Here is a 21,136-nt window from a genome sequence, read left to right as displayed (position 1 = left end):
AAGCCATGACCGACGCCTTGCCCGCATCCTCCACCGTCCGCAAACCCACCGTCGCGCTGGCGCTGGGTGCCGGCGGCGCGAAGGGCCTGGCGCATATCGGGGTGATCCGCGAGATCGAGGCGCAGGGTTTCGAGATCGTGGCCATCGCCGGCAGCTCGATGGGCGCGCTGATCGGCGGCATCCACGCGATGGGCAAGCTCGATGTGTACGCCGACTGGGTCAGCGCGCTGGCCAAGCTCGACGTGCTGCGGCTGGTGGACTGGACGTTCTCCGGCGGCGGCCTGATCAAGGGCGAGAAGATCATCGAGACGCTGCGCGCCCTGGTCGGCGATACCCTGATCGAGGAGCTGCCGCTGACCTTCACCGCGGTGGCCACCGACCTGGACCGCGGGCGCGAGGTGTGGCTGGGCCGTGGCAGCCTGTTCGACGCCATCCGCGCGTCGATCGCGATCCCCACCGTGTTTCGCCCGTACACCCTCGACGGCCGGCGCCTGATCGACGGCGCGCTGCTCAACCCGGTGCCGGTGACGCCGCTGATCCGTGAAGCGGCCGACTACCTGGTGGCCGTCAGCGTGGACGGCCCGGCGCTGGTCGCCACTCCGGCGAATGTGCCGGCGGAGGCGCCGCGCGAAGGCAACGGCTACCGCCAGCGCATCGGCGATTTCATCGGCCGCATGATCCCGCATGGCGAAGCCCGGCCGGCGGTACCGGGCGCGTTCGAGCTGCTGACGCAGGCGATGGATCTGATGCAGGCGAACCTGTCGCGCCTGCGGCTGGCCGCCTACGAGCCAGACCTGCTGATCCAGCTGCCACGCAACATGGCCAGCGCGTACGAGTTCTACCGCGCCAGCGAATTGATCGAACGCGGCCACGAACAAACCCGCGACGCGCTCGCCAACTGGCACCGCGGCGGGGCGCCCGTTCGCAACCCCTGACGCCGGCCTCAGCGCGGCTTGTGCCGGCGCAGCCACTGCTCCATCAGCGCCTGCAACGCCACCGCGTCGTTGTGCTCCTCATCGCGGGCGCCGTACAGCAAGGTCACCGGCTCCCTGGCGGATCGCCGCGCGAGCGCTTGCCAGACGTCGGCCGAGTCGGCCAGCTCGGCCGCGTAGCGTTGGCGGAATTCGTCCCACAGCGCCGGGTCATGGCCAAACCACTTGCGCAGTTCGGTGGACGGGGCCAGCGCCTTGGCCCAGACGTCCATCAGCACCGCCTCCTTCTTCAGCCCGCGCGGCCACAGGCGATCGATCAGCACGCGGTAACCGTCGCCCTCGGCGGGCGCCTCGTAGACGCGTTTGATGGCGATGCCCATGACAACCTCCGCAGGCCGCGCGCAGGCGGCGGTTACAGTTCCTCGACCACGGTGACCTTGCCGCGGCGCATCAGCCACGCCACGCCGCGCAGGTCGGCCAGCCCCACCCACAGCCGGTCCAGCATGCCGTACTTGGAAACCCCCGCCGTGCGCGGGCGATGGCCCACCGGCACGCTCTGGGTCTGGAAGCCGGCGCGCTTCACCAGCGCGGGCAGGTAGCGGTGCATGTGGTCGAAATAGGGCAGGCGCAGGAACACCTCGCGCTCGAACAATTTCAGCCCGCAGCCGGTGTCCGGCGTGGCGTCGCGCAGCATGCGCGAGCGCACCGCGTTGGCCACCTTCGAGGAAATGCGCTTGTTGAAACTGTCACGGCGGGTGGTGCGCCAGCCCGCGAACAGCCGCACGTCGGCCGCCGCGGCATCGCGCGCGGCCAGCAATTTGGGGATGTCGGCCGGGTCGTTCTGGCCATCACCATCCAGCGTGGCGATCCACGGCGCCTGCGCCGCCCGCACGCCGTTCCACACCGCCGTGCTCTGGCCGCTGCGGGTGACGTGATGCAACACGCGCAACTCCGGATGCAGCGCTTTCTGCGCCGCCAGCACCGCGCGGCTGTCGTCGCTGGAGTCGTCGTCGATGTAGATGATCTCGAACGCCAGCTTGCCACGCAGCGCGGCGGCAATCTCGGCCAGCAGGGGCGGGATGTTGTCGCGCTCGTTGAACACGGGAACGACGACGGATAATTGCGGCATGGGGAAGCCTTTCAGCGAGACAAAGGCTGCGCGCGGCGCAGCGACAACAGAGTTTAATGCCTAGCGCCGCCACTAGGCGGCTGCGCTCTGGGAAATGGCTGTGGGAGCGACCTCAGTCGCGATGCTTTTGCTCTTGAATGTGGCTTTAGAGCAAGAGCTTTCGATCGCCTTTGGCGCTCGAGTTACTTTCTCTTTGCGTGGCCAAAGAGAAAGATAACCAAAGAGAAAGGCCACCCCACTTGGCGCTTGCCGCCCATCCACGGGCGGCAAGTCCGTGAGCCGGGGCCGGGCTTTTCGACAGGGCATCCTGCCCTGACGAAAAGGAGCCGACATCCTTGTCGACTCCCGCTCCGCGGCCTGTCGACCCCGCCTCACCGCCGCACAGGGGCCCCGGGTAGAGCAGCGGGCCATCCTGGCCCGCACTCGGGATGAAGCAAGGGCAAAAGGAAAGGCAAAGGCAAAGCCGCCAGCCTCAACCGTTCGCCCTGAGCGTAGGCCGAAGGCCGAAGTCGAAGGGTTGCCACTTAGCCTCACCCTTCGACTTCGAAGCTGCGCGGCTACGCTCAGGGTGATCGGAGTTTTGAGGAAAGCCCCATGCCGCGACGCTCTCGCAGCGGCAACGCCGCTGCGCACCGAGTGCGCGCCACGATGGCGCGCTGCTCTACCCGGGGCCCCTCTGAAGCGGCGGGCGGGCGAAGGAAGAGCCCGCAGGGTGGTTCGCATGGACGCGAACCAGTTTGGCGTCAGTCCATGGATGGACTGTCGACAAACCCCGTAGCCCGCACGCGTACCTTGCGGGCAGGATGCCCGCAAGGCGCGTAAGCGGGGTGCTCTTTCTCTTTGGTTACTTTCTCTTTGAGCACGCAAAGAGAAAGCAACTCGGTCGCCTAAGGCGATCGAAAGCTCTTCGCTCTACAAGCAACATCAAAACCAAAAAGCATCGCGACTGAAGTCGCTCCCACAGGCCGCCCCGCCCACATCGCGCCCACATTCACATTCCTAGAATGCGCCGGAGCCCCGAAAGGATCGCCCATGAAATTCCGATATCGCCGCTCCGTCGGCTGGCTGCTGGTGGTGATTGTGGTGCTGGTGGTGGCGCGGCTGGCCTTGCCGTATGCGGTGAAAAGCTACCTCAACCAGCGCATGGAGCGGATGGGCGATTACCACGGCCAGCTGGCCGATGTGGACATCCACCTGTGGCGCGGCGCCTACGGCATCGACGGGCTGAAAGTGGTCAAGGTCAGCGGCAAGGTGCCGGTGCCGCTGTTCGATGCCGCCCACACCGATATCGCGATCAGCTGGCGCGCACTGACCCACGGCCGCCTGCGCGGCAAGGTGGCGTTCACCCGCGCATCGCTGAATTTCGTGGATGGCGACGGCAACGCCAGCGGCCAGTCGGGCAAGGGCGTGAACTGGCGCGACCAGCTGGAAATGCTGGTGCCGATCCGGCTGGACGAGCTGGCAGTGCACGACAGCACGGTCACCTTCCACAACTTCACCTCGCATCCGCGGGTGGACATGAAGATGACCGACGTGAATGGCACCGTCGTCAATCTCACCAACGCCGACCGCCGCGACGGCCGCCGCGTGGCCACCCTGCAGGCCACTGCCAGGGTGCTGCAGGACGCGCCGCTGCAGGTCAAGGCCAGCATCGATCCGCTCGACCGAAGCGGCGATTTCATGGTCGAGCTGCGCATCAGGGACATCCAGCTGACCCGCCTCAACGATTTCGCCCGCGCCTACGCCAAGCTGGATTTCGCCGGCGGCAGCGGCGATTTCACGATGCAGCTGGAGGCGCGCGACGGCCAGCTCGATGGCTACGCCAAGCCGCTGCTTCACGGGGTCGAGATCTTCAGCTGGAAACAGGACGTGGAAGAGGACAAGAAGAATCCGCTGCGCGTGGCCTGGGAAGCCGTGGCGCAGGGCGTCACTTCATTGTTCAAGAATCACGCGAAGGACCAGTTCGCCACCCGCGTGCCGATCAGCGGGCGCATCGACGACAGGAAGCTGGGCACCTGGGCCGCGATCGTGGGCGTGCTGCGCAATGCGTTCGTGAAGGCATACACGCCGCAGCTGGAGGATCTGAAGCCCGCGCCGAAGGCAACTGAAAGCGACTGATGCCGCTGCTATCCTGCGTGGTTTCCGAACTGCATGGTGAACCATGGCAACGCCGCCCCTGCACGTGATCGTCCTCGCCGCCGGCGCCGGCACGCGAATGAAATCGGCCCGGCCCAAGGTGCTGATGCCGCTGGCCGGCCAGCCCCTGCTGGCCCATGTAGTGAACGCGGCCCGGGCCTTGCAGCCGGCGGCGATCCACATCGTGCACGGCCACGGCGGCGACCAGGTGCAGGCCGCGTTTGCCGAGCAGACCGACCTGCGCTGGGCGCTGCAGGCCGAGCGCCTGGGTACCGGCCACGCGGTGGAGCAGGCGCTGGCCGGCGTGCCGGATGGCGTTCGGGTGCTGGTGCTGTATGGCGACGTGCCGCTGACCCGCGTCGAGACGCTGCAGCGGCTGGTGCAGAGCGGCAGCGCGCTGGGCCTGCTCACCATGCGCCTGGCCCAGCCGCGGGGCTATGGCCGTGTGCTGTGCGATGACGCCAGTCGCGTGCAGGCCGTGGTCGAGGAAAAGGACGCCGATGCGCAGCAGCGCGCGGTGGATCTGGTCAACACCGGCATCCTGGTGGCCGACGCGCAGGCGCTGCGCGGCTGGATCGGGCGGCTCGATCGCAACAACGCCCAGGGCGAGTACTACCTCACCGACATTTTCGGGATGGCCGCGCAGGAAGGCCAGCCGGCGCTCAGCGTCGAATGCGACGATCCGGTGGAAGCGGCCGGCGCGAATGACCCGCTGCAGTTGTCCACGCTGGAAGCCGCCTACCGCCGCCGCGCCGCCGAAACCCTGATGCGCGAGGGCGTGCGCCTGGCCGACCCCCTGCGCCTGGACGTGCGCGGCACGGTCGAGGCCGGCAGCGACGTGGAGCTGGATATCGACGTGATCCTGGAAGGCCGCGTGCAGCTGGGCGACCGCGTGCACATCGGCCCGTTCTGCCGCCTGCACAACGTGCAGCTGGCCGCGGGCACCGTGGTGCAATCGCATTGCGACCTGGACGGCGTGGTCACCCACGGCCCCTGCACCATCGGCCCGTTCGCGCGGTTGCGCCCCGGCACCGAGCTGGACGCGGGCGTGCACATCGGCAACTTCGTGGAAACCAAGAAAACGCATCTGGGCGAGGGCAGCAAGGCCAACCACCTCACCTACCTCGGCGACAGCGTGGTGGGCAGCGGCGTCAACATCGGCGCCGGCACCATCACCTGCAACTACGACGGCGTGAACAAGTTCCAGACGCACATCGGCGACGGCGCCTTCATCGGCTCCAACAGTTCGCTGGTGGCACCGGTGACGATCGGCGCGCAGGCCACCATCGGCGCCGGCTCGGTGATCACCCGCGACGCGCCCGAGGGCGAGCTCACGGTGGCGCGTGGGCGACAGCTGACGTTGCCGGGCTGGAAGCGGCCGGTGAAACAGCCGCGCTGAGCGCGGGAGGTCGGCGGCGGCGTGACCCAGGTCAGTGCGGGTGCGTATGGTGGACGCCATGCTGCCGGCTCCCCCAGTGACGGAGTCACCGCATGTCCCCCACCCACCTCATCGTCAACCTCCGCAACGAGCACGCGCAAATGCGCGACATGCTGGATTCGGTGCGGCGCGTCGGCATTTCCACGCCGGACGGCCAGCGCCAGCTGAAGAAGGCGCGACAGTTGATCGTCGACCACCTGCATCACGAAGACACCCACCTCTACCCCGCCCTGCGCGGCAACCCGCAAACCCAGCCGCTGGCCAACGAATACGCCAACGAAATGCAGGAACTCTCACGCGAGATCCTGGCCTTTTTCGACGGCATGGAACGCGAACACGACGACCTGGTGTTCGCCCGCGGCTTCGGCAAGGTGATGGGCGTGCTCAACAAGCGCTGGACGCGCGAGGAAGTGCGCCTGTACCCGGCTTACGACGCGCATTGCGGCGACAAGCTGGCGGCCGCCGGCTGAGCGGACGACGCAGCAAAGACCGCGTTCAGGCGTAGCGCCAGCCGTCGATTTCCACCAGCAATTCACCACGGCAGATGTCGCCGTGCAGCACCAGCACCGGTACGCCGGGCAGGCGTTGCTGCAGGAAGTCGTTCACGCGTGCGGCATCGACACCGTGCCGCACGTAGGCTTTCAGCGGTGACTGGGTGTCGAAGCCGGCGCTCATGCCGGCGCTGGCCAGCAGGGCTTCGAGGTTGACCAGGGTTTCCTCAAGCTGCGCATCGAGGTCGTCGTGGTGCGCCGAGGCGTGGCCCACCACGGCCGCGGTGCCGGATATCGCCAGCGCATCCAGCGCCGGCAGGCTCATGGCGCGGGCGAAGCTGGGCGGCGTGCTGCCGTATTGGCGCGGGTAACGCCAGGCGCTGACCTGGCGCGGGTTTTCCACGCGCTGGCCCGGCTGGTCGCAGGCCAGCAGGTAGACCTGCAGCAGCGGCACCTCGCCATGGTGGCCGATGGCGGTGGCGGCGGGGAAGCCTTCGGCGAAGAAATCGCCCATGCCCTCGGCGCGACCGATGCAGAACTGCTTGTAACGCTCGGCGTCGCCCTCGCCCTGGTTGATGGCGGCCATGTAATTCCAGATGCGCAGCACATGGTGCTCGGCGCGCTGGCCGACGAAGGCGCGCAGCTGCTCATAGGCGTGGGTGGCGGTGGCCTGCGGGCCGCCGTAGTCGCGCTCGTCCAGCTCGATCACGGCGTACAACCAGCCGCCGCCGGCCGACCAGCGCAGGTCGCCGGCGACGCCGGATTCCACCGGCGCATCCACCTGCCAGATCTCCAGCGTTGACGGCGCGTCGAAACTTTCCAGCGTCACCTGCAGGCAGCGCGGGTCTTCGCGCCGTGCGCGCGCGCCGAAATCGAACAACGCCAAGGTGCCGGTTTCCGCCAGGGCAGCCTCGACATCGGCCACGCGGTAGGAAACTCGCGGTGCGCGCCGCAAGGGCGCGCGCTGTGGGTTTTCACATCCCTGCATCTTCGTTACAACCGGGTAAGACAAGGGCGCTATGTTACACTCCGCGCCCAGTGCCCCCGGGGGGAGGCAATGCAATTTGAGTACGGAAGCAAGCATGGCGGAACAGACAGCGGCGCAACACGAATTGGCCACGTTGGTCGTGCAATGCCTGAATCTCGAAACGGTCACCCCCGCGCAGATCGACCCCGACGCCCCGTTGTTTGGCGGCGACCTGGGGCTCGATTCCATCGATGCACTGGAAATCGCGCTGGCGGTGTCCAAGCGCTACGGTTTCCAGCTGCGTTCGGACAACCCGGACAACCGGCAGATCTTCACCAGCCTGCGTACGCTTTCGGCGCATGTCGAGCAGCACAAGGTCAGCTGAGCACTGCGGCCCCGCTGGCGTTTTCCCCCATCGCGCCGTGCTTCCCCGCGAATGCCTTGCCCATGGTCCGGGCCGTGCACTCACGCTGCCTGGCATGACCTTGCGTGTGGCGACATCATGACCGCGTTCGAACATCCCCTCTGCATCAACGCCACCCATCCGGCGCTGCCAGGCCATTTCCCGGGCCAGCCGCTGGTGCCCGGCGTGGTGTTGCTGGAGCAGGTGGCGCTGGCGCTGCGCGCCTGGCGCGGCCAGCGGCTGGCGCGGGTGGTGGAGGCGAAATTCCTGACCCCGCTGCTGCCTGACGAAGCGGCCACGGTGCGGCTGACGTCGGCCGAGGCGCGGGTGCGTTTCGAGATCCGCCGGGAGGACACCGTGCTGGCGCGCGGCCTCATCGAGGGCGCGGCATGAGCAACACCGAGAACTGGCAGAGCCGCCCCGAGGGCGGTGGCCGTTTCGCGTTGTGGCTGATCCGCAACATCGCCCTGTATGGCGGCCGCCGGCTGGGCCGCTTGTGCCTGTACCCGATCACGGTCTACTTCTACCTGCGCCGCGCGCCGGAGCGGCAGGCGTCGCGGCACTATCTGCAGCGCGTGTTCGGGCGGCCCGGCACGCCATGGCAGGTGATGAAACACCTGCACTGCTTTGCCGCCACGATCATGGATCGGGTGTTCCTGCTGGCGCATGGCGAGCGGCCGTTCCGGATCGAGGTGGTGGGCCTGGAACAGTTGGAACAGCGCGTGGCGCTGGGTCGTGGCGTGCTGCTGTTCGGTTCGCACCAGGGCAGTTTCGAGGCGCTGCGGGCGATCGGCGGGCGACGCCCGGAGCTGCCGCTGCGGGTGGTGCTGGACAAGCAGAAAACCCCCGCGATGACCGAACTGCTGGAAGCGCTGGCACCGGAGATCGGCGACTGCGTGATCGATGCGGCACAGGACGGCACCAGCATCGCGCTGGCGATGGCCGAAGCCTGCCAGCAAGGCGCGGTGGTGGCGATGCTGGCCGATCGTGGCCGCGGCCACGAGGTGTTGCGTCGCGTCCCGTTCCTGGGCTCGACCGCGCCGTTCCCGGTCAGCCCCTGGTTGCTGGCGCATACGCTGCAGGTGCCGGTGGTACTGTGCTTCGGCATTTATCTGGGTGGCAACCGCTATCGGCTGACGTTCGAGCCGTTCGCCGACCAGGTCGAGATTCCACGACAAAACCGCGGGCCCGCGCTGGATACCTTGATGGCCCGGTATGCACAGCGGGTGGAACACTACATCCATGTCGCTCCCTACAACTGGTTCAACTTCTATGATTTCTGGCAAGACGCTCGTGATGATGTCGGGCCTGCTGCTGTGGTCGGCGAGCATATCGGCGTCTGAAGCGGCGACGCCGGCGCCGGCCTCATCGGCCACGCTGGCCCTGATCAACGCGCTGGGGCAACCGGCGCCCGCGCACACCGCCTTCGCCGAAGCGCGCTTCATGCAGGTGCTGGACCGGCCGCTGGTGATTTCCGGCGAGCTGGCCTGGCTGGGTGGCGACAAGCTGCAGCGGCGCGTGGAGCAGCCCAAGGCCGAAACCTTCACCATCGCCGACGGCGAGGTGACCCAGGAGCGTGCCGGCAAGAAACCGCGCCACTTTTCGTTGAGCCGCGCACCGCAACTGCAGGTGCTGCTGGACAGTTTCGTGGCCCTGCTCAGTGGCGACCCGGCGCATCTGCAGCAGGTGTTCACCATCAGCCACCACGGTGACCCCGCCGCGCAATGGACGCTGAACCTGGTGCCGCGCGACACCAAGGTCGCCCGCACCATCGCCGCCATCACCATCAACGGTTACGCGACCATGTCGCGCTGCATGCAGATGCACGAGGCCGATGGCGACCTGGCGGTGGACCTGCTGGGCCCGCTGGCAGCGAAGATGCCGGCGCAACCCACCCGCGAATCGCTGCTGGCGCTGTGCGGGGAGGCGCCTTGAGCCTGCGCGGGGGCGGGCGCACCACGCTGCTGGTGCTGTGGTTGCTGGCGCTGGCCGGACTGGGCTGGGTGGTCAGCCAGCGGCTGAAGATCAGCACCGACCTGCGCAGTTTCATGCCCGCGCCGACCACGCCGGACCAGCGCCTGTTGATGGAGCAGGTGGGTGAAGGCCCGGGCTCACGATTGCTGCTGCTGGCGATTTCCGGTGGCTCCGACGACCAGCTGGCGGCGCTCAGCCAGGGACTGGTGGCGGCGCTGAAAAACGACCCGCGCTACAGCCAGGTCATCAACGGCAGTTTCGATCCCGGCGCGCTGGACCCGGCCCTGTTGCCGTATCGCTACCTGCTGTCGCCCACGCTGGATACGCAGCCGCTGGACGAGCCCTACCTCGCCGATCAGCTGGAGCAGCGGCTGGACGAGCTGTCCTCGCCCGCGGCCAGCCTGCTGAAGGGCCTGCTGCCGCGCGACCCCACGCTGGAGGTGCTGAAGTTGGCCCAGATGTGGGCGCCGGCGAAATCGCCGCAGGTACGCGACGGCGTCTGGTTCTCGGCGCAGGACGAAGCCCTGCTGCTGGTGCAGACAGTCGCCGCGGGCTTCGACCCCGGCGCCCAGCAGCAGGCCATCGACGGCATCGAAAAGGCGTTCCACACCTTGCCCGGCAGCGCCGGCGCCAAGCTCGAGTTGAGCGGCCCGGGTTATTTCAGCGTGGTGGTGGGCGCGCAGACGCGGCATCAGGCCGACTGGATCGGGCGCATTTCCACCGTGGGTTTCATCGCCTTGCTGCTGCTGGCGTATCGCAGCATCGGCTCGCTGCTGCTGTCGGCGCTGCCCATCGCCAGCGCCGCGCTGGCCGGCATCGTGGCGTTGACGCTGGCCTTCCCCGACGTGCACGGCATCACCCTGGCGTTCGGCTTCACCCTGCTGGGCGTGGCGCAGGAATACCCGATCCGCGTGCTCAGTCATCGCCGCGCGGGCGAGGATGCGCTGCAGAGCGTGCGCAGCTTGTGGCCGCTGCTGCTGACCGCCATCGCCTCGGCCTGCATCGCCTATCTCGCCTTCTACGCCTCGGGCGTGAACGGCCTGAAGCAGCTGGCGGTGTTCACCATCGTGGGCCTGCTGGCGGCCGGTTTCACCACCCGTTATCTGCTGCCGCACCTGCTGCCGCGGCGGGTGCGCGACGTGGCCGACATGGGTTGGCTGGTGCGCGCGCGCGACGTCGTGGATCGCCTGCCGCGACCGCGTTGGCTGCCACTGCTGGTGGCCGCCGCGATCGTGGCGATGCTGGCGCTGGCGCCCGGCCCGTTCTGGCAGAACAACCTGGCGGCGTTGACGCCGTTGCCGCAAAGCATGCTGCAGCACGACGCACGCCTGCGCCAGGCGCTGGGCGCGCCCGACGTGCGCTACCTTCTGGTATTGCAGGCACCGACCGCCCAGGGTGTGCTGGAGCTGTCGCAACGGATGCAGCCGCGCGTCGATGCGCTGGTCGCCAGGCATGCGGTGGACACGCTGGAACTGCCCTCGCGCTACCTGCCCGCGGTGGCCCTGCAGCGCGAGCGCCAACAGAAGTTGCCCGACCAGGCCACGCTGCAGCATGACCTCACTGAAGCACTCGACGGCCTGCCGTTCCGCGCCGACCTGTTCCAGCCCTTCCTCGATGACGTGAACACCGCACGCACGCTGCCACCGCTGACACCCGAACGCTATGCGCAGACGCCGCTGGGCCAGCGTCTCGCCGCGATGCTGGTACCGCGCGATGGCCATTGGCTAGGCCTGGGTACGGTCAGCGGCGTACACGACGTGGCCGCGCTGCAGGCGCTGGGCGAAGGCAGCCACGGCAGCGTGCGTCTGCTCGACCTGAAGGCCGCGTCCGAATCGCTGGTGGTCGATTACCGCACGCGCATCCTGCAGGCGCTGCTGGCCGCGGCGGTGCTGCTGGTGCTGACCATCAGCTTCGCCTTGCGCAGCGTGCGCCGCGCCTGGCACGTGCTGGCGCCGATGACCCTGGCCACCTTCCTGGTGCTGGCGGTGGAGCGCATGGCCGGCATCGAGATCTCGCTGTTCCACCTGGTGGCGCTGATCCTGGCCGGCGGGCTGGGCCTGCATTACGCGCTGTTCTTCGAACGCGACACCGGCGACCCGGCAGAGCAGCGGCGCACGCTGCACGCCACGCTGGTGTGCGTGCTGTCCGCGCTGCTGGTGTTCGGCATGCTGGCGTGGGCCACGATCCCGGTGCTGCGCGCGATCGGGCTCACCGTGAGCCTGGGCGTGGCCTTCCATTTCTGCCTGTCGATCCTGATGGCGCCGCATGCTTCCGAAAACTGACTGGGCTCATTTGATTCCGCACGCAGGCACGATGTGCCTGCTCGACGGCGTGCTGGCGTGGGACGCAAAAACGATCCACGCCATCAGCGATGGTCACGCACGCGCCGACAACCCGCTGCGCGGCGAACACGGCCTGCACGCCGTGCACCTGGCCGAGTACGGCGCCCAGGCGATGGCTGTGCACGGCGCGCTGCTGGCGCGGGCGGATGGCGTGGAGAAAGTCCGGCCGGGGCGGCTGGTCAGCCTGCGCGACGTGCAGTTGCACGCGGAATATGTCGATCAGCTGGATGGCCGTCTGGACGTCCATGCCGAATGCCTCTACGCCGACGACAGCGGCGCGCAATACGCGTTCCGCGTCGAGCATCGTGGCCACCTGCTGGCGACGGGGCGCGCGGCCGTGATCTACGCGGCCGGCTGAACCGCCTTGATTTGATACCGCGTGCTGCGGCCGCCGCCCGGCAGCCGCTCCAGGCACCCCTTGTCCAACAGGTCCGCCAGATGACGGGTGGCAGTGGCCTTGGATACCCTAGCCAGCGCCTGGTATTTGGCGGCGCTGATGCCGCTTTCGAAGCCGCGCTCGCCGCCATCGAGCAGGCGGTTGAGCAGCTTGATCTGCTCGGGCAACAAGCCATGGTGATGGTGCTGCTGCCAGAAGCGCGCCTTGGCCAGCACGCGATCGATGCGCTGCAGCGCTTGCTGCAGGCTGTTCAACAATGTGGACAGAAACCAGTGCAGCCAGGCCGTGATGTCGAGATCGGCCTTCTGGCTGGATTCCAGCACGCGGTAGTAGCCCGCGCGGTCGCCCAGGATGCTGGCCGACATGGCATGAAAGCGGATGGCCTGGTGTTCGCCTTGGGCCAACGCAAGATCCGTGATGGCGCGGGTGAGTCGACCATTGCCATCGTCGAAGGGATGCAGGGTGACGAACCAGAAGTGGGCAATGCCGGCGCGCAACAGCGGGTCGAGGCGGGTATCGCCACGGCTGGCGTTGAACCAGTCGAGGAAGGCATTGAGCTCGGTTTCCAACCCCGCGCGCGGCGGCGCCTCGAAATGCACGGTGGGTCGATCGATGCGCCCGGACACCACCTGCATCGGCTCGTCGCCGCGCAGTCGACCGACGCGAACCGGGTGCGCGAGCAAGGTGTCAGGTTGGGGAAATAACCACACATGCCAATGCAACAGGCGCGGCATATCCAGCGGTGTATCGCTGTGCTGGATGGCATCGAACATCAACTCGGCCAGACCTTCGCTGCGCGGGGTGGGGCGCGCGCCTGCGTCGGCGGCAACACCCAATCGGCGGGCCAGCGACGAGCGCACCGATCCGACGTTGAGCGACTCCCCCTCGATCGCCGACGAGGTGATGATGTTTTGCAGCAAGGTGTCCAGCTCGTCCTGCGCCCGGGGTTCGCCCGCGACGGCGCCCGCCATGCCCAGCAGCCGGCCTTGGGCGTGCTGGCAGTCACGCAGCAGGGGTGCCAGCGTTTCGGCCTGCCAGCGAAAATGCGGCCAATGCGGCTTTTGCCAGATCCAGCGGGGACTGTCCAAGCGCGGCGCTCCGGGTTGTGAGCCGATTAGCAGACCTATTCGGCTCATTGAATGAGCCGATTATGGTGTTTATTCGGCTCGCTGACCAGCGTTCACCCGCGCGACCGTCCGGTTCAGCCCGGCGCCATGAACAACATCGGCTGTGGCAGGCCGGAAGGCGTGGCGTCCACGTCCGCGCCGGCGGCAGCCTGCGCGTCGATGGCGTCCGCCAGACCTTGCAGCAAGCGCACGTTCTCACGCAGCCGCTCGCGCACGCCGGCGTCGTCCAGGGTGTCGTGCATGCCCTCGTTGAGGGCGACGAACCACGGCAGCTGGCGCTGGTCGAAGATCACCGGCGGGTTTTGCGGCGTGGTGGTTTCGTGCCATTGGCGGAAGCGCGCCTGCATGCGCTGGTTGAGCTCCTGCGCCAGCGCCAGCTCGGGTGCCACGTCGGCGAACAGCGCCACGTCGGCCAGCCGCTGCTGGAACACCAGCTGGCACAGCACGCCCCAGTAGAACGCGTGGTCCCAGATGATCTTGGCGGCCATCACGGTGACGTCGCCGAACAGCGGGTACTGGTCGCGGAAGATCTGCAGCATGCTGTCGTAGAACGACTGGTACAGCCGCTCGTAGCTGCGCACGCGCGGCGCCAACGGCAGGCCGGCGCGGTCGTCGGCAATCAACTGGCAGATGTAGGTGTTGCCGATGGCGATGAAGTCGCTGCCGGGGGAATAGAACGGGTCGAGGAACGCACCGGCCTCGCCGGCCAGCGCCCAGCGGTCGGCGCTGAACAGCTGCGAGCAGCCGTAGGAATAATTGCGCAGGAAGCGGAAATCCAGCAGCTTGTCGGCACACCGTGCCACCTCGCGCGCCACTGCCGGCTGATGGCGCGCCAGCCACGCCTGGGCACGGTCGAAGGTGTTGAACTCCTCCAGCGGGTGCATGGCCGCGTCGGCCACGATGCCGACCGAATGCGCGCCCGAGGCCAGCGGAATCAGCCACACCCAGTAGCCGGGGCCGCACAGGTGGTTGGTGGAACGCCAGCGCTCCGGCGGCGTGCAGCGGCGGCGCCAGTCCGGGTCATCGGACCAGTCGTCGGGCTTGAGTCGCTCGTCGACGCGGAACCAGGCGGCATTGACGTGGTGGCCGTTGTCCACCGTGAGCTCCAGCCGCCGCCGCACCAGGCCGGCGCGGCCGGACGCATCGACCAGCCAGCGCGCATGCAGCACGTGCTCGCCATCCGCGTCGCTGCAGCGCACGACATGGCCGTCGCTGCCCTTGCCCAGATCGAAGCCGCGCACGCGGCTGCCCTGGCGGAAGTCGATGCCGCGGCGAACCGCCTCCTCGCCCAGGAAGTTCTCGAAGATGCCGCGGTCCAGCTGGTAGCTGGGGGCGGGGAAGACCTCGCTGACGCCCAGTTCGGCAACGGCATCGATCGCGCTGCTGCCGTGGGTGAAGAAGTAGCGCAGGCCGAACTTCAGGATGTGTTCGCGCTGCAAATAATCGCGCAGGCCCAGGGTTTCGCCGAAGTAATGCGCGCCGATGTCGACGGTGGATTCGCCCACCTTGTGCGCGGCCAGCGGCAGCGGATGGGTGGCGCGTTCCAGCACCACGATGTCGAGCCCGGGAAGCCGGTCGTGCAGTTGCAGCGCCAGGGTCAGACCGGCAAGGCCCCCGCCCAGGATGACGACGTCGTGTGTGGTCTGGCCGTCCGTGGTGGCGGTCATGTTTACTCCAGTCGGGGGGCGTGCGGGATGGTGTCAGCGGGGATCATCGGCCGCGCTGGCGCGGGGCGGCGATCCAGGGCCACCAGCATCGGGGTGGCCATCATCGTGGTGATGATGGCGATCAGCAGCAGGATGGTGAACAGTTGCGGCCCGATCACCCCGGCATCCAGGCCCACCTTCAGCACGATCAGCTCCATCATGCCGCGGGCGTTCATCAGCGAGCCCACCGCGAAGGCGTCGCGCCAGCGGTAGCCGCCCAGCCGCGCGCCCACGGCGCCGCCGAACAGCTTGCCGGACGCCGCCACCAGCAGGATCAGGGCCAGCGCGCCGAAGGCCTGGATGTCCAGCGCCGCGGCGGTGGTGCTGAGGCCGGCCAGCGCGAAGAACACCGGCAGCAGCGCCATCACGGTGATGTTCTCCAGCCGCAGGATCAGGCTGGCCAACAGCGCATCGTTGCGCGGCAAGGCCACGCCGAACAGGAAGGCGCCGAACACCGCGTGCAGATGCATCCAGTGGGTCAGCGCACCGCAGGCGAACGTGCCGATCAGCAGCAGGGCCAGCATGTAGCTGTCGGGGTGGCCTTGCTGCGCGTGGCGTCGCAACAGCCACGCCAGGCACGGGCGCAACACGCCAAGGCACAGCAGGATCATCGCGACGACGCCGATCGAGGCGCGCAGGAACGGCGTCCAGTCGCCGTTCGACGAGGCCATCGCCATGGCAAACGCCAGCGCCAGCCAGGCCAGCACATCGGCCACCGCGGCACTGGCCAGGGCGAGCTGGCCCACGGGCGTGCAGGTGCGGCGCGAGTCCTTGAGGATGCGCGCCAGCACCGGCATCGCGGTGATGCCGATGGCCGCGGCCAGGAACATCGCGAACGCCCAGAACGAAACCCCCGGGGGGGCGAATCGCGCCTGCAGGCTGGGCGCGATCAGCAGGCCCAGCGCCATCGGCAGCAGCACCGCCAGCACGCCGACCGCGCCGGCGGCGCGCAGCGAGCGGTGCGAGCCGGCCGGCAGGCGCAGTTCGGCACCCACGATCAGCATGAACAACACCAGGCCGAGCTGGCTCAGCGCATCCAGCGCGGGCAGCGTGTCGGCGGCGAACAGCCACTGTTGCCACTCCGGCGCCACGGTGCCCAGCAATATCGGCCCCAGTGCCAGGCCGGCCAGCATTTCCCCGATCACCCGCGGCTGGCCAAGCCAGCGCAACACCCACGCCAGCGTCCTCGACGCGGTCAATATCACGACCAGCTGCAACAACAACACTTGCCTTCTCCCCGAAACTACCTGTAACCCCTGGTCGTACAACCCCTCGTCAGACAACCCCCAACTGGTCCTGCACGATCGTCGGCGTACCACGCGATCGACGATGGCTGGCCATGATATGGCCGTAATGCACGACCCGGCCAATGGTGTAAACCGTGATGCGGACCACATCGCGCACCGGGCTGAAATGGCTGGGTCGGAACGAGCCATGGTAGCGCGAAGCGATCGGCACGGAGACCACGCCCAGCTTCTTCTCGCGCGAGGCGACGATCAGGATGGCCGCCTCGAACACAAAATTTTCCGCCGGCAGATCAACCAGTTCCAGCGCCGCGCGCGGATACCAGCGCTGCCCGCTCTGGGTGTCGGCCACCGGCTGGGCGCAGGCCCAGGAGACGCCCCAGTCGGCCACGGCGTTGGCGCGGCGGCGGCCCTTGGGCTGCTGATCCCTGTCCAGCAGGCGCGCGCCGATCACGATGTGGTCCGGGTAGCGGGCGGCGGCGGCGGCAATGCGCGGAATGTCGCTGGCCAGGTGCTGGCCGTCGCCATCCATCGTCACCACGGCGTCGTAACCCTGGCGCAGTGCTTCGCGAAAGCCGCGCCGCAGGGCTTCGCCCTTGCCGCGGCGGTGCGTGTGGCGCAGCAAGGTCACCGGCAGCGCGGCCACAATCTCCGGGGTGCGGTCGTCCGAGCCGTCGTCGATCACGATCACCGGTGCGCCCAGCGCCAGCACGGATTCCACCACCGACTGGATGGCCGCCTCTTCATTGAGACAGGGAATCAGCACGCACCAGCGCGGGGTATTCAAGCGACCGCCTCCGTGTCGATCCGCAAGCCCAGTCGGGGACCGGCGGCCAGCTGGCAGCGGCCGGTGCCGCGGGCCAGCATGGCCAGCAACGGCAGTGCTTCGGCGGATGCGTTGCCCGCGCGCCAGCCACTCAGCGGCGGCGCCAGATCGTTCCCTTCGCCACCGGCATTCAGCTGGATATCGAGCCGCGCCTGCGTCGCCGGGCCCGCCGCGGGGGCCAGCACCAATGCGCAGGCGAACGCTTGTTCACCGCCGATCACCTTGCCCAGCGGCCCGCTGCCGGCGGTGTCGGCGCATACCAGCAGCACGGGCCGCTGCTCGGCCAGCACCTGGCCGGCGGCTTCCAGCAGGCCGGCGCCGAAACTGGCGCGGTGCGCGCACACGGCGGTGGACGGCTCGTGACAACCGACCGCGATCGTCCAGTAGCCGACCGGCGCGTTGTGCACCGAGTTGTGGAAGCGGGTCGGCGACAGTTCGGTTGGCGAGTGCGCCAGCGTGGCGCACATGTAGTCGGTGATCGACTGCTCGCCATGCGACGAGGCGAAAACGCAAGCCAGGCTGGCCGCCTCGCGCCCGCTCATGGCCACCGCCTGGCCGGCCACCTCGACCGCCAGCAGCACGCTTTCCGGTGCGCGACGGCGCTCGTTCGGCGCCATCCTGGCCGCCGCCGGGCGCGCCGGCGGTGGTGGCGGCGAACCGCCATCGAGCAGGCTGCGCAAGGCATCGAAATCACCCAGTTGCGGCGACCACAGACCCATGCCGTCGACGTGAATCCGCAGCGCGCTCATGCCGCAAACCCCGCCGCCGCGAACGCCAGGCAGGCGTTGTTGCCGCCGAAACCGAACGAATTGCTCAACGCCACCTGGACTGGCTGGTGCTCGTTGCGCCAGGCGAAGCTGGGGCCGCAGGCCGGGTCCGGCGTGTCGCCACCGAGATTGCCGGGGACCAGGCCGTGTTCGATCGCCTGCAGCGCCACGGTGGCCTCCAGGATGCCGGATGCGCCCAGCGTGTGGCCGGTGAAGCCCTTGGTGGAACTGGCCCGCGTGGTGGCGGGAAACGTGCGGCTGACCAGCGCGGCTTCCACCTCGTCATTCTTCTGGCTGGCCGTGCCATGCAGGTTGAGGTAGTCCACCTGCGCCGCCTCGAGCCCGGCCCGCGCCAGCGCCGTATGCAGCGCTAGCCCCGCGCCCAGCCCCTGCGGATGCGGCGTGGACATGTGGTGCGCGTCGCTGGCCTCGCCGTAGCCCAGCAGCCGTGGTGCCTGCGGCGCCGCTTCCACCCGCTGCAGCAGGGCGAAGCCCGCCGCCTCGCCGATCGAGATGCCATCGCGCGCCACGTCGAACGGGCGGCACGGTTGGGTCGACACCAGCTCCAGCGCGTTGAAGCCGAACAACACGCTGTCGCACAAGGTATCCACGCCGCCCACCACGGCCGCATCGATCAACCCCAGCGCGATCATCCGCTGCGCGCTGGCGAACACCTTGGCGCTGGACGAGCAGGCGGTGGACACGGTGAGGCAGGGGCCTTCCAGCCCCAGCGCGGCGGCGACGAAAGCCGCCAGCGAGTGCGGCGCATGGATCGCCGGGCGCTGCATGTCGGCAGGGAAATCACCATTGGCATCGAGCCGCCGATAAGCCTCCTCGGTGGCACCGATGCTGGAGGTGGACGTGCCCACGAACAGACCGATGCGGCTGGCGCCATGGCGCTGCCGCGCTTCCTGCACCTGGGCCAGGAAGCCGTCCTGGTTCAGCCCCAGCCAGGCCAGCCGGTTGTTGCGGCATTCCCAGGACGCGTGTTCCGCGGGCAGGGCGGCCTGCTCCAGCCCGTCGACCCGACCGATCCAGCACGCCAGCGGCGCGCTGCTGAAATCGTTGGGGCGCAGGCCGCTGCGCATGCGCTCCAGCGTTTCACGCTGCGCGTCCAGGCCGTGGCCCATGGCGGAAGTGGCGGTGTACGCGGTAACCGCGAGAGGCATCATCGACAAAGACATCCGCCGGAGCGTAGCGGGCGCTCCGGGGCTTGCCTAGTCTGATCGGCGCCTTGTCGCCGCCGCGACGAATGTGAGGGTTGCCTTCACGGAATTGCGCGAGTGAGGGGGTTTGCGCACACTGCCTCTCTTTCTTGCATGCACCCACCCTTGTCTCCCAGCCTTTCCCCCGCGCAACGACGCCTGCGCTACCTGCGCGATCGCGACGTGCAATACGCCGCGCTGGTGACGGTGCTGGTCATGCTGCTGAGTGCCGGGTTGGTGTGGCTGGGCTACCTGATCCATGTCTGGCGGATTGCCGTGCGCAGCCCGCTGGCGCCGCCGCGCCGGATGACCGTGCTGGTGTTCGGGCAGAGGCTGGGGCACGACCACCCGCAGCGCGATTACCGCCTGCGTCTGCGCCGGGCAATGGCCTTGCTTCGGCAACAGCAGGTGGATCGCCTGCTGTTGCTGGGCGGCCGCAGCGGCGGCAACCGCAGCGAGGCCGAAGCCGGCCTGGCCTGGCTGCAACGGCGCGGCCTGCCCGCAGTGGCGCAAATCGAGCTGGAGCAGGATTCGATCGATTCGCTGGAAAACCTGCGCCACGCCCGCCGCCTGCTGCAGGCGCAACCGCCCGCCGGCGAGCTGCCCACCGTGGCACTGGTCACCAGCCGCTACCACCTGGCGCGCTGCCTGCTGCTGGCCCGGCGGCTGGGCTTCGACAGCGTGCCGATCGCCGCCGAGCCGGTGTTGCCGAAACGGCCGCGTTACGTCGGCCTGTTGCTGATGGAAGCCACCTACTTGATGTGGATCGACATCGGCCTGCGCTGGGCACGCCTGACCGGTCGCCACCGCATGACCGAACGGATCAGCTGACGCTCAAGAACACTGTAGGAGCGACTTCAGTCGCGACGCTTCTACCTTGAGGTACCGGAGCAAGAGCGTCGCGACTGAAGTCGCTCCTACAGTAGTTTGCGCCGCCTGGATGACAAAACCACCCGGAACCTGATCCAGCTCAGCCCGCCGCGGCACCCCGCCGCAGAGGTACCCCGGGGTCGCTTGCTAAGCTTGCGCCATTCCCCCGCGACGAGCCCCACGATGAGCCAGCAAGCCGATCTTGCCGAAACCTTTTTGCGCGATCTGCAGGATCGCATCTGCAGCGCGATCGAGCAGGCTGACGGCAGCGCCCGTTTCGAGGAGGATGCCTGGCAGCGCCCCGCCGGTGGTGGCGGGCGCACCCGCGTGCTGCGCGATGGCGCGGTGTTCGAGCAGGCCGGGGTGAATTTCTCGCGCGTGTCCGGCCACCAGCTGCCGCCCAGCGCCACCGCGCACCGGCCCGACCTGGCCGGCGGCAGCTTCATCGCCACCGGCGTGTCGCTGGTGCTGCACCCGAAGAACCCGCACGTGCCCACCACCCACGCCAACGTGCGCTATTTCGAGGCCAGCAAGGAGGGCGTGGAGCCGGTGTGGTGGTTCGGGGGCGGTTTCGACCTCACCCCGTTCTATCCGGTGGACGAAGACGTGCAGCACTGGCACTCGGTGGCGCGCGACTTGTGCGAGCCGTACGGTATGGACGTCTATTCGCGTTACAAGCAATGGTGCGACGAATACTTCTACCTGAAGCACCGCGACGAGACCCGCGGCGTGGGCGGACTGTTCTACGACGACTTGAACGAGGGCGGTTTCGAGCGCTGCTTCGCCTTCACCCGCGACGTGGGCGAGGGCTTTCTCGACGCCTACCTGCCTATCGTGGAGCGCCGCAAGAACGCGCCTTACGGCGAGCGCGAGCGCGAGTTCCAGTTGTACCGGCGCGGACGCTACGTGGAGTTCAACCTGGTGTACGACCGCGGCACCTTGTTCGGCCTGCAGTCGGGCGGGCGCACCGAATCGATCCTGATGAGCCTGCCGCCACGGGTGCGGTTCGAATATGCGTACGAGCCGGAGCCCGGCTCGGCCGAGGCGAAGCTGGCGGATTATCTGAAACCTCGCGACTGGCTGTAGGGTCCGGTTTCGCTGTGGGAGCGACTTTAGTCGCGATGCTCCTGCCTTGGAGTTTCAGAGCAACAGCATCGCGACTGAAGTCGCTCCCACAGGTTG

The 21,136-nt window shown here is 68.3% G+C and carries 21 protein-coding genes; 12 read left to right on the top strand and 9 right to left on the bottom strand.

What is annotated here, in order from left to right; genetic code table 11:
• Positions 1 to 5 precede the first annotated feature (5 nt).
• Positions 6 to 935: a patatin-like phospholipase family protein gene (locus ACFPK0_RS00600; RefSeq protein ID WP_056083359.1), complete on the top strand. Its 930-nt coding sequence runs from the start codon at positions 6 to 8 to the stop codon at positions 933 to 935.
• 8 nt (positions 936 to 943) lie between these two features.
• Here the strand turns inward: ACFPK0_RS00600 and ACFPK0_RS00595 are convergent, their stop codons facing one another.
• On the bottom strand, positions 944 to 1,312 hold the full coding sequence (locus ACFPK0_RS00595) for a DUF488 domain-containing protein (protein ID WP_377337625.1): 369 nt from the start codon (positions 1,310 to 1,312) through the stop codon (positions 944 to 946).
• Between the two features lie 32 nt (positions 1,313 to 1,344).
• Positions 1,345 to 2,061, bottom strand: a complete 717-nt coding sequence (locus tag ACFPK0_RS00590) for a glycosyltransferase (RefSeq protein WP_377337623.1) — start codon at positions 2,059 to 2,061, stop codon at positions 1,345 to 1,347.
• A gap of 1,032 nt (positions 2,062 to 3,093) precedes the next feature.
• Between ACFPK0_RS00590 and ACFPK0_RS00585 the strand changes: the two genes are divergently transcribed.
• The 3 genes from ACFPK0_RS00585 (at position 3,094) to ACFPK0_RS00575 (ending at position 6,105) form a co-directional block, all read left to right on the top strand.
• On the top strand, positions 3,094 to 4,179 hold the full coding sequence (locus tag ACFPK0_RS00585; protein WP_377337621.1) for a DUF748 domain-containing protein: 1,086 nt from the start codon (positions 3,094 to 3,096) through the stop codon (positions 4,177 to 4,179).
• 43 nt (positions 4,180 to 4,222) lie between these two features.
• The gene (gene glmU / locus ACFPK0_RS00580) at positions 4,223 to 5,596 is read left to right on the top strand and encodes a bifunctional UDP-N-acetylglucosamine diphosphorylase/glucosamine-1-phosphate N-acetyltransferase GlmU (RefSeq protein WP_056083370.1); all 1,374 of its coding nucleotides are present in this window, start codon (positions 4,223 to 4,225) and stop codon (positions 5,594 to 5,596) included.
• 92 nt (positions 5,597 to 5,688) lie between these two features.
• Positions 5,689 to 6,105, top strand: coding sequence for a hemerythrin domain-containing protein (locus ACFPK0_RS00575; protein WP_056083373.1), 417 nt, complete (start codon positions 5,689 to 5,691; stop codon positions 6,103 to 6,105).
• Between the two features lie 25 nt (positions 6,106 to 6,130).
• Here the strand turns inward: ACFPK0_RS00575 and ACFPK0_RS00570 are convergent, their stop codons facing one another.
• Positions 6,131 to 7,114 carry a chorismate transformation FkbO/Hyg5 family protein gene (locus tag ACFPK0_RS00570; protein ID WP_056083376.1) on the bottom strand — a complete coding sequence of 328 codons (984 nt, stop codon included), beginning with the start codon at positions 7,112 to 7,114 and terminating at the stop codon, positions 6,131 to 6,133.
• 94 nt (positions 7,115 to 7,208) lie between these two features.
• Here ACFPK0_RS00570 and ACFPK0_RS00565 point away from each other — a divergent pair, with 94 nt between their 5' ends.
• From ACFPK0_RS00565 to ACFPK0_RS00540, 6 genes are all read left to right on the top strand, one after another.
• Positions 7,209 to 7,478 (top strand): phosphopantetheine-binding protein, encoded by a 270-nt coding sequence (locus ACFPK0_RS00565; RefSeq protein ID WP_007082529.1) that lies wholly within the window; start codon positions 7,209 to 7,211, stop codon positions 7,476 to 7,478.
• Positions 7,479 to 7,595: 117 nt separating this feature from the next.
• The gene (locus ACFPK0_RS00560; RefSeq protein ID WP_377337617.1) at positions 7,596 to 7,889 is read left to right on the top strand and encodes an ApeI family dehydratase; all 294 of its coding nucleotides are present in this window, start codon (positions 7,596 to 7,598) and stop codon (positions 7,887 to 7,889) included.
• Positions 7,886 to 8,839 carry an LpxL/LpxP family acyltransferase gene (locus ACFPK0_RS00555; protein ID WP_056083381.1) on the top strand — a complete coding sequence of 318 codons (954 nt, stop codon included), beginning with the start codon at positions 7,886 to 7,888 and terminating at the stop codon, positions 8,837 to 8,839. The genes ACFPK0_RS00560 and ACFPK0_RS00555 overlap by 4 nt, the downstream gene beginning before the upstream one ends.
• On the top strand, positions 8,793 to 9,431 hold the full coding sequence (locus tag ACFPK0_RS00550) for a LolA-related protein (RefSeq protein ID WP_304437642.1): 639 nt from the start codon (positions 8,793 to 8,795) through the stop codon (positions 9,429 to 9,431). Before ACFPK0_RS00555 ends, ACFPK0_RS00550 begins: the two co-directional genes overlap by 47 nt.
• Positions 9,432 to 9,433: 2 nt before the next feature.
• Positions 9,434 to 11,752 carry an MMPL family transporter gene (locus ACFPK0_RS00545; RefSeq protein WP_377340186.1) on the top strand — a complete coding sequence of 773 codons (2,319 nt, stop codon included), beginning with the start codon at positions 9,434 to 9,436 and terminating at the stop codon, positions 11,750 to 11,752.
• On the top strand, positions 11,736 to 12,170 hold the full coding sequence (locus tag ACFPK0_RS00540) for a hotdog family protein (protein WP_377337614.1): 435 nt from the start codon (positions 11,736 to 11,738) through the stop codon (positions 12,168 to 12,170). Before ACFPK0_RS00545 ends, ACFPK0_RS00540 begins: the two co-directional genes overlap by 17 nt.
• On the opposite strand, the gene ACFPK0_RS00535 is transcribed toward ACFPK0_RS00540, so the two are convergent.
• The 6 genes from ACFPK0_RS00535 to ACFPK0_RS00510 form a co-directional block, all read right to left on the bottom strand.
• Positions 12,155 to 13,297 (bottom strand): Fic family protein, encoded by a 1,143-nt coding sequence (locus tag ACFPK0_RS00535; protein WP_056083392.1) that lies wholly within the window; start codon positions 13,295 to 13,297, stop codon positions 12,155 to 12,157. The two genes, ACFPK0_RS00540 and ACFPK0_RS00535, sit on opposite strands and share 16 nt — an antisense overlap.
• A gap of 113 nt (positions 13,298 to 13,410) precedes the next feature.
• Entirely contained in the window at positions 13,411 to 15,003 is a 1,593-nt protein-coding gene (locus ACFPK0_RS00530) for an NAD(P)/FAD-dependent oxidoreductase (RefSeq protein WP_377337612.1), read from the bottom strand.
• 2 nt (positions 15,004 to 15,005) lie between these two features.
• A complete protein-coding gene (locus ACFPK0_RS00525) occupies positions 15,006 to 16,268 on the bottom strand; it encodes a cation:proton antiporter domain-containing protein (RefSeq protein WP_377337609.1) in 1,263 nt (420 codons plus the stop codon).
• 49 nt (positions 16,269 to 16,317) lie between these two features.
• Complete coding sequence (locus ACFPK0_RS00520) at positions 16,318 to 17,073, bottom strand: glycosyltransferase family 2 protein (protein WP_056083398.1); 756 nt, start codon at positions 17,071 to 17,073, stop codon at positions 16,318 to 16,320.
• The gene (locus ACFPK0_RS00515) at positions 17,070 to 17,861 is read right to left on the bottom strand and encodes a beta-ketoacyl synthase chain length factor (RefSeq protein WP_377337607.1); all 792 of its coding nucleotides are present in this window, start codon (positions 17,859 to 17,861) and stop codon (positions 17,070 to 17,072) included. The genes ACFPK0_RS00520 and ACFPK0_RS00515 overlap by 4 nt, the downstream gene beginning before the upstream one ends.
• Positions 17,858 to 19,051 (bottom strand): beta-ketoacyl-[acyl-carrier-protein] synthase family protein, encoded by a 1,194-nt coding sequence (locus ACFPK0_RS00510; protein ID WP_377337605.1) that lies wholly within the window; start codon positions 19,049 to 19,051, stop codon positions 17,858 to 17,860. Before ACFPK0_RS00510 ends, ACFPK0_RS00515 begins: the two co-directional genes overlap by 4 nt.
• Before the next feature lie 159 nt (positions 19,052 to 19,210).
• Between ACFPK0_RS00510 and ACFPK0_RS00505 the strand changes: the two genes are divergently transcribed.
• Both ACFPK0_RS00505 and hemF read left to right on the top strand, forming a co-directional pair.
• Entirely contained in the window at positions 19,211 to 19,915 is a 705-nt protein-coding gene (locus tag ACFPK0_RS00505; RefSeq protein ID WP_377337603.1) for an ElyC/SanA/YdcF family protein, read from the top strand.
• Positions 19,916 to 20,137: 222 nt separating this feature from the next.
• Complete coding sequence (hemF, locus tag ACFPK0_RS00500) at positions 20,138 to 21,040, top strand: oxygen-dependent coproporphyrinogen oxidase (protein WP_377337601.1); 903 nt, start codon at positions 20,138 to 20,140, stop codon at positions 21,038 to 21,040.
• The last annotated feature ends 96 nt before the right edge of the window (positions 21,041 to 21,136 follow it).

It is taken from the genome of Rhodanobacter ginsenosidimutans, assembly GCF_042655685.1.
Taxonomy (GTDB): Bacteria; Pseudomonadota; Gammaproteobacteria; order Xanthomonadales; family Rhodanobacteraceae; genus Rhodanobacter; species Rhodanobacter ginsenosidimutans.
This window is presented reverse-complemented; position numbering and strand designations above follow the sequence as displayed.

Excerpts from the sequence above, each read along its gene's own strand:
- ACFPK0_RS00600 (WP_056083359.1), top strand. The coding sequence starts at position 6 with ATGACCGACGCCTTGCCCGCATCCTCCACCGTCCGCAAACCCACCGTC.
- ACFPK0_RS00595 (WP_377337625.1), bottom strand. The coding sequence starts at position 1,312 with ATGGGCATCGCCATCAAACGCGTCTACGAGGCGCCCGCCGAGGGCGAC.
- ACFPK0_RS00590 (WP_377337623.1), bottom strand. The coding sequence starts at position 2,061 with ATGCCGCAATTATCCGTCGTCGTTCCCGTGTTCAACGAGCGCGACAAC.
- ACFPK0_RS00585 (WP_377337621.1), top strand. The coding sequence starts at position 3,094 with ATGAAATTCCGATATCGCCGCTCCGTCGGCTGGCTGCTGGTGGTGATT.
- glmU (WP_056083370.1), top strand. The coding sequence starts at position 4,223 with ATGGCAACGCCGCCCCTGCACGTGATCGTCCTCGCCGCCGGCGCCGGC.
- ACFPK0_RS00575 (WP_056083373.1), top strand. The coding sequence starts at position 5,689 with ATGTCCCCCACCCACCTCATCGTCAACCTCCGCAACGAGCACGCGCAA.
- ACFPK0_RS00570 (WP_056083376.1), bottom strand. The coding sequence starts at position 7,114 with ATGCAGGGATGTGAAAACCCACAGCGCGCGCCCTTGCGGCGCGCACCG.
- ACFPK0_RS00565 (WP_007082529.1), top strand. The coding sequence starts at position 7,209 with ATGGCGGAACAGACAGCGGCGCAACACGAATTGGCCACGTTGGTCGTG.
- ACFPK0_RS00560 (WP_377337617.1), top strand. The coding sequence starts at position 7,596 with ATGACCGCGTTCGAACATCCCCTCTGCATCAACGCCACCCATCCGGCG.
- ACFPK0_RS00555 (WP_056083381.1), top strand. The coding sequence starts at position 7,886 with ATGAGCAACACCGAGAACTGGCAGAGCCGCCCCGAGGGCGGTGGCCGT.
- ACFPK0_RS00550 (WP_304437642.1), top strand. The coding sequence starts at position 8,793 with ATGATGTCGGGCCTGCTGCTGTGGTCGGCGAGCATATCGGCGTCTGAA.
- ACFPK0_RS00540 (WP_377337614.1), top strand. The coding sequence starts at position 11,736 with ATGCTTCCGAAAACTGACTGGGCTCATTTGATTCCGCACGCAGGCACG.
- ACFPK0_RS00530 (WP_377337612.1), bottom strand. The coding sequence starts at position 15,003 with ATGACCGCCACCACGGACGGCCAGACCACACACGACGTCGTCATCCTG.
- ACFPK0_RS00515 (WP_377337607.1), bottom strand. The coding sequence starts at position 17,861 with ATGAGCGCGCTGCGGATTCACGTCGACGGCATGGGTCTGTGGTCGCCG.
- ACFPK0_RS00510 (WP_377337605.1), bottom strand. The coding sequence starts at position 19,051 with ATGATGCCTCTCGCGGTTACCGCGTACACCGCCACTTCCGCCATGGGC.
- hemF (WP_377337601.1), top strand. The coding sequence starts at position 20,138 with ATGAGCCAGCAAGCCGATCTTGCCGAAACCTTTTTGCGCGATCTGCAG.